Here is a 10,564-nt window from a genome sequence, read left to right on the forward strand (position 1 = left end):
ATGGTTGAAACGTACGAAGTCGAGTTCGTCGACGAGGGAATCACACTCGAGGTTCCGGCCAACAAGCCGTTACTCGAAGCAGCAGAGGAGGTCGGTCTCGATCTCAATTACCAGTGTCGGATGGGAGTGTGTGGCGTCTGCTCGGGGCGGATTCTCGAAGGTGAGGTCGACCAAACGGAAGGGATGTTTCTCTCGGACAGTGAGCGGGAGGAGGGATACGTGCTGACGTGTATCGCCAAACCTCGCTCCGATCTGAAAATCGAGACCAACACTGGTCCGTAACCGTCCTGGGGTCCGAACTACCCTCTCCTCTCGTGTCCATCGAATTGGTGAGTAACGACGCCGAACTCCGTCCATGACTGGTGTTTACAGTTAATGTTTACAATCTCCACCCACTATCCATCACAACCGTACAACTGTAACACTTCACTGTCTCAATCTTTTCTGAGAGGAACTTGAGAAGGAGATGAAATAAGATAGTATATCCCATTACAACGATAGGGCTGTACGTCTCCATGCTTTCTTCAGGCATACCGGGTAAGGTGGCAAGGACAGAAGCAATTCGAGCGGGCGTAAACGCGTCAGTATACGTTGTTCGTTAACTTTTGGCGTGATTAGACGTAGGGCCTTCGAGACGGACGGACCGACGGTTCCCGGCCGGTCGTCAAGAGAAGAGTGTCTCTACAGGAGGAGGGCTACGACTTAGGAACGGGACCGTCGCATCAGGCGAGTTGGCGCTCTTGCTTCCGAAGCTCGGTCCGTCGGATCTTTCCGGTCTCCGTTCGCGGGAGCGCCTCCACGAACTCGATCGCCCGGGGATACTTGTACGGTGCGAGCGTGTTCTTCACGAGATTCTGGAGTTCCGCGATCAGTGCATCACTCGTCTCGGCAGTGGGCGTCGAGACGATAAACGCTTTGACGATCTGACCGCGCTCATCGTCGGGGACGCCAACGACGGCCACCTCGGCGACCGACTCGTGACCTTCCAGCACCGTCTCGACTTCCGGACCGGGGATGTTGTATCCGCTGGAGATGATTAGGTCGTCGCGGCGTGATTTGTACTCGAAGCGGCCGTCCTCTCGTTGGACGAAGATGTCTCCCGGGAGCGACCAACCGTCGGCGACAACCTCCTCCTGTTTGTCCGGCCGATTCCAGTAGGTCATCCCGGTCGGACCGCGGACGGCGAGCAGCCCTGGAGTACCGCGAGGGACCTCCTCTTTCGTCTCTGGGTCGACGATCTTACACTCGTAGCCCGGGACCGGGAACCCGGTCGCGCTCGGGTCAATCTGACCGTCATACCGGTGGCTGACGAAGATGTGGAGCATCTCCGTCGTCCCGATGCCGTCGAGCAGCGGGATACCGTACTCGTCCTGAAATTCGTTGAACGTCGTCGGGGTGAGCGGTTCTCCCGCACTCATCCCGACGCGAAGCGACGAAACATCGTACCGCTCGGGACCGTCGGGATGTTTCGCAAGAATCTGATTGTACCCCGTGGGGATCGAACAGAAGACGGTGATGCCGTGGGACTCGATGGCGTCGAGCAACGACTCGGGTGTCGCGTCCTCGACGAGCGCTGTACTTGCGCCGAACCGAAGCGGGAACGTGACCAGTCCGCCATAGCCGTACGCGAAGGGAAGCGGCGGATTCCCGCCGAAGACGTCGTCCTCGGTCGGTTCGAGGCAGTACCGCGCGTAACTGTCCGCAGTGGCGAGCAGCTGCCGGTGCGTGTGGAAAGTTCCCTTCGGTCGTCCAGTCGTCCCACTCGTGTAGAGCATCAGCGCGAGGTCGTCGCGTTTAGTCTCGTAAGGTTCGAGTTTCGGGGAGGCAGTTTCGAGGAGTTCGTCGAAGTCGTGGTGGTCATGGTTGGTTCCGTTTCGATCGACGACGATCACCTCGTCAAGCGTCTTGAGATCGTCGAGCGCAGCATCGAGTTCGCCGAATAGCTTGTCGTAGACAATGGCGGCCGTCGCTTCGGCGTCGTTGATGATGTACGTCAACTCCTTCGCGCGAAGCAGCTTCATCGATGGAAGCGCGACGCCACCGATCTTCTGCACCGCCAGACAGGAGATGACGGCCTCGGGCCGGTTCGAGAACCGGACTAACACCCGGTCGCCTGGCCCGACGCCCAGTTCGCGAAGCGCGTTGCCGAGCCGGTTCACTCGCTCTTGCAACTCGGTGTACGTCAGTTCAGAATCTTCGAACTTGATGGCGACGTTCTCGCCCTGACCCTCGGCGACGGGTGTATCGACGAGTTTTGCTGCGACGTTGAGCTGCTGTGGGTAATGTAACTCGGGAAGCGGATGGACGAAATCCGGAGTAGTATCCTGATCAGGGAGGTATCCCTGTGGAATATTCTCTTGCATATGCGGATAGACGATACTGGTTTACCATGAAATAACTTACGGTGAACACGGCCAATCGACGTCGGGTGGTCGGGTCGAGTTCGGTCACTTGGCTGATATCGAAGCGAACCGTTCGTGCGTCGGACAGGCGTCTCCTCCATGCGGGTGATGGCGAGAGAGAGACGGGAGATCATCGGATCCTATCCACGGACCTTCTCGAAGTCGCTCATCCCGATACACTGTACAGGGGAACTTTTCGAACCAATCGGCGGGTGAGTTGAGTTTCAGTCCGAGAAAGTTGAGACACTATTGAAGATGATGTTTCAAGTCACCTCTAAACTTCGTCAGCCATTGACGAAGTAATCTATGATGGTTCTCGCGAGTGTTTGTGTGAGCGTAACTGATCACGTGTGTGTCGGAAGGCGTGGACGGCAATCTGATGTTCCACGCCCTCCACTTTCTCGATCTCGCTGTAGATCGTGTAGTCGTCGGTACAGAGAATCACGCTTCTGGCTCCGGATACAGCGATGTCTTCGTCGGCATCTTTGAGATCCCTACACGCGAGAAACCGAACTGGTCCGTCGGGATGACGGATGAGTATCAACACTGGTGGCTTGCCTGAGTCGAATCGTTCTCGTCCTTTTTTGAGTCCGCGCGAGCGCGGACTCTCATCCCATTTACTCGACTCACTAACTGGTAGTTTCGCGTACCAAAGACTCCCCCTCCAAACGACCATACTTATACACCGAGACACTTCTACTATCTATTGTGTTGATTTAAGATGTCGTCCGAGAGTTCCAAGGAGAGGATATATGTACGAAAACGTTAAACACGTGCTATGGTCGAGCCGTTCATCGAGATCGATACCGAGAACGAGAATTTCGAATCCATGAGAGCGATCCAAGAACTTTCACCCGAAACACTGGCGGGAGAGGTGACAACGGTCATCGGTCCGACGGAGCCGGGAAGACGACGAGGATTCGGAGAATCATGAACCCCGCGCCACACGAGATCCGGCGCAAGGACGTCTTGTGGGTAACAGAAGACCGACTCGTCTTTTCGAACCTCACCGCCGAGGACAACGTCGCACTCGCCGCCAACGTCGAGGAGATGAAGATCCACAGCGACGTGTTCGACCGCTTTCCCCGACTCGACAAACACCGAGACCAGATCGCAGGGACAAAGAGCGACGGAGAACAGCAGATGCTCGCGATTGCCCAAGCGATGGTCGGGCCGACCCCCGACCACCCTAGGCTCGACGAACCATCTGAGGGATCCACCCCGCAGATCGTCGACGATGCGATGGAAACGGCACACGAATTCAACGAGGACGGGATCACTGACCTCCTCGTCGAACAGAACGCCGAGATGGCACTCGAAATAAAAGACTACGCGTACGTCTTAGAGCGGGGACGCATCGTCCACGAGGCACCGCCGGCGGAACTTCTCGCAGAGCGTGAGACAGTGGAGTCGTACCTCGGAGTCCACTGATGATCCGAACAGCGCCACAAAAGATGGTTCGACCAGCATTACAGAAATACCACACACGAAATCAGCGACGGAGGGATCTCGAATGAACACGGACACGAAACGTTATCATGAACGGGTCGTCAGGCATGTCGAGCCTGTCGAAGAGACGCGCGTCGCGAGGGTGGTGATGGAGCGACGGGGCGAAGCGGCCAACTCGTTTACACCTGCGATGGTCGACGCGCTGACGGAGGCAGTCGAGGAGGCGGTTGACGACGTGCAGTCCGTAGTGTTGATCGGTGAGGGTGAGTTCTCCGTCGGGGCCGACCTCCGGAGGTTCAAAGAGACGCCACCCGAGATACGACCATCGCTAATCGATCAGACTGCTGCCGCGTCGAATCGATTCATCCGGGCGATCCGAACCGCCGAGACGCCGGTTATCGCCGCCATCTGGGGTGCGGCCGCAGGCGGTGGACTCGGCTTTGCGCTCGCTTGTGACCTCGTCGTCATGCACGAGGAGTCGGTACTGGACACCGCGTACGCCCGGATCGGCCTCACGCCCGACAACGCGACGCCGTTCTTCCTGACGCAGACGGTCGGGCCGTACCGAGCGAGAGAACTGCTGTTTGCACCGCGTTCCATCGAGGCGGCCGAGGCGGAGGAGCTCGGCCTCGCGAACGTTGTGTACGGCGGGTCGGCAGCCGAGTTCCGAACTCGAGCGATGGAGTACGCGGCGACGATGACGATGCCTCCGAGGGGCGTCCAAGCAGAGACGAAGACGCTCGTCGATACGGCGCTGTTCGGCGACCTTGACCGACATCTCGAACGCGAACGTGACACGATAAAGCGTATCAGCGACTCCGAGACGTTTGACGAAGGACTGACCGCGTTCTTCGAGAAACGATCCCCGGACTGGACGTGAGCGCAGGACAGGCGTAGAACGACGCCTCGCGTCGAGCGTCCTACGCCGCTTTTACCGAAAAAACCATTATAGTAGCTACGGTTGGTGTGACCAATGGGCTATGAGACACTCGACGTGACGGTCAAAAACGGCGTCGCGACCGTTCAGCTCGCGAACGAACCGGTCAACGCGATCAGTCAGGAGGTGCGCTACGAACTCGCTGATGCGGTCGACGAACTTCGCGACGACCGAATCCGCGTCGGCGTCTTCGCCGGCGCGGACGACGTGTTCTCGGTCGGCGCTGACATCAGTTTGTTCGAGGAGGCCCAACAGTGGACGACACAGGAGTTTCGGTCGAACTCCCGGGTACTGGGACGGGTGTTCACCGGTATCGAAGAGCTGGAGAAACCAGTGATCGCCGCCATTACCGGCACCTGCGTCGGCGGTGGGCTCGAACTCGCACTCGCGTGTGACGTCCGGATCGCGAGACCGGATGCGACGTTCGGGTTCCCTGAACACAACATCGGGCTCATCCCCGGACTCGGTGGCTGTTCGCGGTTCGTCCAGGTCGTCGGTGCGGGGAAAGCGAAAGACCTCATCTTCACGGGCGAACTGTTCGACGGGAAGAGAGCCCACAGTCTTGGCGTCGTCGAACGACTCTCGGACACCCCGTCGGTGACGGCACAGGAGTACGCCAAGGACCTGCTCGATCAACCGCCGCAGGCACTCGGCCTCGCCAAGCGAGTGATCAACACGGCTCGGGACACCGACATGCAGACGGCGGGGGTCGTCGAGTCGCTCGCACAGAGCACGCTTATCAAGACGCAGGACCACGCGGAGGGGATTCGCGCGTTCCGTGACAAGCGCGACCCGGAGTTCGAAGGGAAGTAACGGGCGGCGTTCGAACACGATTTCTCAGGGAACAGCGCGCGACGGTGGAAGCAACTGTGACTCCGATCGCCAACGCCAATGGCTCGCCGTACACGTTCGGTTGTCGACCTCATGGCGAGGACTCGCCTGCGAGTCAGGACGGCGTTTACAGGTCGAGAAAACAGGCTACGGTATCAGTGGTTCATCGAGCGTTCCACCGCCTGTTTCGACCGTGCGGTCGCTCGGTAGGTGCGGGGTTGTTCGTCGACTCGCTCGACGAAACCGAGCGTCTCTGCGTACGTGAGATGAGCCGCGGCTTCACCCGCACCCATCTTGGCATGGATACCGGACATCTCCCCAAAGAGGGTCCGGGCGACTTCCCACGGAGTCACCATCTCCTCTGTCGGCGTCGCCTCGACGACGGCACGGACGCGCTCTCGGTGGTGCTCTCTCGTCGTCTCGATGCGCTCGGGGAGGCAAACCGACTGCCCGTGACCGGGACGCGCTCGCGGGTCAACGTCCAACTCGGAGAGACGGTCGAGCGTGTCAAGATACGTCGCCAACGGGTTCTCTCCATCGGTACGGGTGTCGCTCCCGCCGACGTTAGGAGTGTACATGGGAAGCACCGCGTCACCGGTGTAGAGCGTTCGGTCCGCCCGAACGGCGACATGGCCACACGTATGTCCGGGCGTGTGGTGCAACGTGAGACCGACGACGCTGTCTCCATCCTCATGTCCGACCACGGGGACGGTGTCAGGAATCGACGAGGGGGCGTCGCTCGCTCGGACATTGGAGACGACCGGGGCCGGCACGCCCCACCGTTCGAGAGTGGCCGCGTCTCGTCGCGTCCGTCGACGTCGCGCCACCGCATAGTCGCTGAGCAACGGTACATCCTGGACATGCATGTGGATTCGCGCCTTTGCGGCCGTCGCTAGACGCGGCGCGAGACCCGCGTGGTCGGAGTGCCAGTGGGTCACAAGGATCTCCCCGACGTCCGTGAGGTCGAGTCCACGGTCGTCGAGTCCGGCACAGAGCGTCGCGTACGGTCTGTCACCTGATGGCCCGGGATCGATGACGACTCCACGCTTTGGGAAGACGTACGTGCTGTTTTCGCCCTCTGGACTCCCGTGCTCGTGAGGGATGCGGAACGCGGTCATAGTCGTGCGAGTAAGTATTGCATGAACGATCGCCGGGGAACCCGTCGCTCTGTCGTTGCCGTCATTCGAATCGCCCTGTCTGTTTGTATTCCTGCCCCATCTGGAGGTAGTGGTCGTGCACTCGGTCGATTTCCGCCCGTTGAGCGTCGCTCAGGGGACGCGTCTCCGCTGGGACACCGTAGGCGAGATGTCCCTCCGGGACGGTTTGTCCCTGTCTGACGAGACTCCCTGCCGCGACGAGACAGTTCGGCCCGACCGTCGCGTCCCGAAGCACCGCGCTGTTAATCCCAACCAACGAGTGTTCACCGACGGTGGCGTAGTCGACGACGGCGCTGTGGCCGACCGACACCTCATCTTCGAGGGCGGCCCCATGGAGCATCGTAAACTCCTGGACGTTGCACTCGTCACCAACGGTCGTCGGGACACCATCCTCGTCGCCCCGTAGACAGACAAACGGCCAGAGACTCGACTGCTCACCGACTGTGACGTCCCCGATGAGGTAGGCCATCTTGGAGACGAACGCCGACTCTGCAACTGTCGGTAGCGCTCCGTAGATCGACTCTTGCATGTACGGTGCCTTATCGACCACCCACATGATTCTTCCGCTGGAGTTGAGACAAGCCGTTCTTCCACCGCTGCCGAGACGGGTCGTTCCGCTGGTGCGCCTAGAAGAGGACGCGTCGATACCTCTCCGATACGAAAATTTAAGGTGGCCGCTGTGCCGTGTTGAGGTATGCGAGTTACTGTACTAGGCGCAGGTACGATGGGCCATGGCATCGCGCAGGTCAGTGCGATGGCCGGTCACGAAGTGGTCCTTCGGGACCTCGAAGCGGAGTTAGTAGCCGACGGAATCGACGCCATCCGAGCGAACTTGGAGGGTGGAGTCGAGCGGGACAAGGTGTCCCGAGAGGAGATGGCCGCGACGCTCGACCGGATTTCCGGCGAGACGGACCTCCAAACGGCGGTAGACGGGGCCGGCCTCGTGGTCGAAGCGGTGCCGGAGAAACTCGACCTGAAGCAGAGTGTCCTATCAGAATCTGAAGAATTCCTCGACGAACGCGCCGTGCTCGCGACCAACACGTCGTCGCTCTCCGTAACCGAACTGGCGAGCGCGCTTGAGCGATCTGACCAATTCGTAGGGTTGCACTTCTTCAATCCGGTTCACATTATGTCGCTCGTCGAGGTCATCGTCGCCGAGCGGACGGGCGACGAGACGCTCGAGTTCGCCACTGATTACGTTGAAAGCGTCGAGAAGACCCCAGTCGTCGTGCGCGACGCACCGGGGTTCGCCTCCTCTAGGCTCGGCGTCGCGCTCGGCGTCGAAGCGATTCGGATGGTAGAGGAGGGTGTCGCCTCGCCGCGGGACATCGACAACGCAATGGAGCTCGGCTACAATCACCCAATGGGACCGCTCGAACTGACGGACGTTGTCGGACTGGACGTCCGCCTCGACATCCTCGAGTACCTCCGCGAGGAACTCGGCGAGCGGTTCAAGCCGCCGCAGTTGCTCAAGCGCAAAGTGCGGGCCGGGAAAAACGGGAAGAAGTCTGGCGAGGGGTTCTACGTCTGGGAGAACGGCGAACCGGTCGCGACGAGTGGCGAGTGGAGCAACCAATGACAGACAACCCGGAGACCGTATTTGCGGCAGACTACGAGACGATCTGCGTCGACCGCGGCGATGGTGTCACCACGATCACGATCGATCGACCGGACGCTCGCAACGCGTTGAACGCGACGGTCCGTGACGAACTGTCGACCGTACTGCCGGCCGTCGAGGCATCCGACAGTCGCGTCGTCGTCATCACCGGGTCGGCAGAGTGTAACGCCTTCGTCGCCGGTGCCGACGTCAACGAACTCCGCGAACGAGGGATGCTCGAACAGCGGCGGGCGAGTGAGCGTCCCCGTGTCTACGAGGTTGTCGCGGAAATGAAGACGCCAGTCGTCGCCCACATCAACGGTCACGCGCTTGGTGGTGGACTCGAGTTGGCAACGGCCTGCGACATCCGCATTGCTCAGTCCGGGGCGAAACTCGGACAGCCCGAGATCAACCTGGGTCTCATCCCCGGCGGCGGCGGCACCCAGCGGTTACCGCGGCTTGTCGGTGAGGGACAGGCGATGAAGCTCGTCCTCTCAGGTGAACTCGTCGACGCGGAGGAGGCCGCCGGCATCGGTCTCGTCGACGAGGTCTGTGCGCCAGACGAGATCGAAGAGCGGGTCGGGGCGCTCACCGAGTCAATCGCGGCGAAGAGCCCCGTCGCACTCGAGTTCGCCAAGGAGAGCGTCCGAGCGGCATCTCGGATGGGACTCGACGAAGGCATCGATTATGAGGCGGAGCTGTTCGTACAACTGTTCGCCACCGAAGACAAAAACGAGGGTATCGACGCCTTCTTCGAGGGTCGCGACCCGCAGTGGAAAGGACGCTAATCGATATTCGAACGAGACTCCGAACGGCAAAACAGTTAATGTCCGCCGATCCCCCCTCACGCCAGTAACTCAAGGATCGATGTCGAGAGGATTAACATGCCGACAGGGAGGACAATCTCGTCGATGTCGAACCGCGACGTCTGGTGACCGCTCGGGTTGCTCGCGCGATCCCGAGGTAGGTCGCGGTGCCGCCGTTCTGGCTGACGGTCCGCATCAGGTAAGTCCCGTCCTCGCTGGCACCCAAGACTCCCGTGGGATAACGTTGTCGACGCCATCGACGCCCTCAGCGACGTTGGCGACGAGATCGACCATCGGCTGGAAACATTCCTACCGAATCACCTCCCCGATGACCGAGATGTCGACCGAGCAGTCGTGCATCTCCGCCGCGGAGTTGGGACAGCGGTAGACCGACTCGCGCATGTATTCCATCAGTTCGGTCTCGTCGCCGCGGATCTCCAGGTTCGCAGTCGCGTGATTGGCGATCACGTCGGCGGCGTTGTCCGACCAGAGCTCGCCGACGCTCACCCGTGTCGACTCCTCCGCGTGGCAGGGGACTCCGTATATATTGCTGGCAGCAGTCACCAACGCTTGGACCGTGTTCCGCCCGATGTTCAGCGCGAAACCGGCGTGTGCCGACTTACCTTCGAAGGTGATGTCGAATCGGGAAGAGTGCGAGTGCTTCGTCGAGACCGGCCACGACGGTCCCCCCTCCCGTGTCAGAGACCGGAGCACGGCCGATCGAGATCAGTGCCTTATCGGTCGCAAGCCATTCGATAGCGTCCTCGCCCGATTCGTCCCCGGTAGGTTCAGTCACGATCCGTATCCGCCCGTCGCTGGTCCGCCCCAGTCCGCCGCGACGCTCGAGCGACTAGGGCTGCGGGTATCGTCGACGGTGAGACGTCGATCGGCGACCCGCCCACGGACAGAACGGGTACGGAGTCTACAGGCCGAGACGAGATCGACTGAAACCTACCGCGATCGACCGCTCGCGGGTCATCGGAGCTCCATTCCTTTGGCGCGTTCGACCGCGAGGTCCGTGACCTCGTCGATGGAGCTGTCGGAGCGGTCCGCGAGAACACGGACCAACATGCCGAGCTGGATCGCGGCCGTCTCCTGGAGTTCCGTCGCATCTTCGGTGTCGTTTCCGAAGTAGTACTCGTGTCGGCCGTCGTCGTGGACGAGTCCAGTATAAACCGACAAGAGATCGTCGTCGGCAATCGCGTCGGCAGTCCGTGCTCGTAGTTCCTCGAACTGGGGGTTTGTCATCGTTCCGGCAAAGCGGTCGACGCCTACTCAACGCTTCGGTACCGTCCGTCGTGATACCATCAGGGTCGTTGAGTCGCCTTCTCGAGGTGAAGCAATAACGCGTTCGGCAATCGAGCTTCGGCCGATGATAACTGCTC

Annotated in this window: 12 protein-coding genes and 1 pseudogene; 7 read left to right on the top strand and 6 right to left on the bottom strand. The window is 60.5% G+C overall.

Annotated features, from left to right (window positions below):
* A complete protein-coding gene (locus C3L37_RS19250; RefSeq protein ID WP_129116184.1) occupies positions 1 to 282 on the top strand; it encodes a 2Fe-2S iron-sulfur cluster-binding protein in 282 nt (93 codons plus the stop codon).
* Positions 283 to 722: 440 nt separating this feature from the next.
* On the opposite strand, the gene C3L37_RS19255 is transcribed toward C3L37_RS19250, so the two are convergent.
* Positions 723 to 2,363 carry an acyl-CoA synthetase gene (locus tag C3L37_RS19255; RefSeq protein ID WP_129116185.1) on the bottom strand — a complete coding sequence of 547 codons (1,641 nt, stop codon included), beginning with the start codon at positions 2,361 to 2,363 and terminating at the stop codon, positions 723 to 725.
* A gap of 222 nt (positions 2,364 to 2,585) precedes the next feature.
* Positions 2,586 to 3,015, bottom strand: a pseudogene (locus C3L37_RS19260) (IS1595 family transposase); the annotation flags it as partial.
* Positions 3,016 to 3,180: 165 nt separating this feature from the next.
* Between C3L37_RS19260 and C3L37_RS24530 the strand changes: the two are divergent.
* From C3L37_RS24530 to C3L37_RS19275, 4 genes are all read left to right on the top strand, one after another.
* Positions 3,181 to 3,336 carry a hypothetical protein gene (locus tag C3L37_RS24530; RefSeq protein ID WP_164974820.1) on the top strand — a complete coding sequence of 52 codons (156 nt, stop codon included), beginning with the start codon at positions 3,181 to 3,183 and terminating at the stop codon, positions 3,334 to 3,336.
* Positions 3,333 to 3,833 carry an ATP-binding cassette domain-containing protein gene (locus C3L37_RS19265; protein ID WP_129116186.1) on the top strand — a complete coding sequence of 167 codons (501 nt, stop codon included), beginning with the start codon at positions 3,333 to 3,335 and terminating at the stop codon, positions 3,831 to 3,833. Before C3L37_RS24530 ends, C3L37_RS19265 begins: the two co-directional genes overlap by 4 nt.
* Positions 3,834 to 3,915: 82 nt before the next feature.
* The gene (locus C3L37_RS19270) at positions 3,916 to 4,731 is read left to right on the top strand and encodes an enoyl-CoA hydratase/isomerase family protein (protein ID WP_129116187.1); all 816 of its coding nucleotides are present in this window, start codon (positions 3,916 to 3,918) and stop codon (positions 4,729 to 4,731) included.
* Positions 4,732 to 4,824: 93 nt separating this feature from the next.
* On the top strand, positions 4,825 to 5,601 hold the full coding sequence (locus tag C3L37_RS19275; RefSeq protein ID WP_129116188.1) for an enoyl-CoA hydratase/isomerase family protein: 777 nt from the start codon (positions 4,825 to 4,827) through the stop codon (positions 5,599 to 5,601).
* Between the two features lie 173 nt (positions 5,602 to 5,774).
* Here C3L37_RS19275 and C3L37_RS19280 read toward each other — a convergent pair whose 3' ends face one another.
* A complete protein-coding gene (locus C3L37_RS19280) occupies positions 5,775 to 6,737 on the bottom strand; it encodes an MBL fold metallo-hydrolase (RefSeq protein WP_129116189.1) in 963 nt (320 codons plus the stop codon).
* Positions 6,738 to 6,798: 61 nt separating this feature from the next.
* Positions 6,799 to 7,305 carry a gamma carbonic anhydrase family protein gene (locus C3L37_RS19285; protein WP_129116190.1) on the bottom strand — a complete coding sequence of 169 codons (507 nt, stop codon included), beginning with the start codon at positions 7,303 to 7,305 and terminating at the stop codon, positions 6,799 to 6,801.
* A gap of 165 nt (positions 7,306 to 7,470) precedes the next feature.
* Between C3L37_RS19285 and C3L37_RS19290 the strand changes: the two genes are divergently transcribed.
* Both C3L37_RS19290 and C3L37_RS19295 read left to right on the top strand, forming a co-directional pair.
* Positions 7,471 to 8,355, top strand: a complete 885-nt coding sequence (locus C3L37_RS19290; RefSeq protein WP_129116191.1) for a 3-hydroxyacyl-CoA dehydrogenase family protein — start codon at positions 7,471 to 7,473, stop codon at positions 8,353 to 8,355.
* Positions 8,352 to 9,161: an enoyl-CoA hydratase/isomerase family protein gene (locus C3L37_RS19295; RefSeq protein WP_129116192.1), complete on the top strand. Its 810-nt coding sequence runs from the start codon at positions 8,352 to 8,354 to the stop codon at positions 9,159 to 9,161. The genes C3L37_RS19290 and C3L37_RS19295 overlap by 4 nt, the downstream gene beginning before the upstream one ends.
* A gap of 327 nt (positions 9,162 to 9,488) precedes the next feature.
* Here the strand turns inward: C3L37_RS19295 and C3L37_RS19300 are convergent, their stop codons facing one another.
* Both C3L37_RS19300 and C3L37_RS19305 read right to left on the bottom strand, forming a co-directional pair.
* Positions 9,489 to 9,893 (bottom strand): peptidase dimerization domain-containing protein, encoded by a 405-nt coding sequence (locus C3L37_RS19300; RefSeq protein ID WP_129116193.1) that lies wholly within the window; start codon positions 9,891 to 9,893, stop codon positions 9,489 to 9,491.
* A 261-nt stretch (positions 9,894 to 10,154) separates the two neighbouring features.
* The gene (locus tag C3L37_RS19305; protein ID WP_129116194.1) at positions 10,155 to 10,427 is read right to left on the bottom strand and encodes a hypothetical protein; all 273 of its coding nucleotides are present in this window, start codon (positions 10,425 to 10,427) and stop codon (positions 10,155 to 10,157) included.
* Between the last annotated feature and the right edge of the window lie 137 nt (positions 10,428 to 10,564).

It is taken from the genome of Halegenticoccus tardaugens, assembly GCF_004116405.1.
Classification (GTDB): domain Archaea; phylum Halobacteriota; class Halobacteria; order Halobacteriales; family Haloferacaceae; genus Halegenticoccus; species Halegenticoccus tardaugens.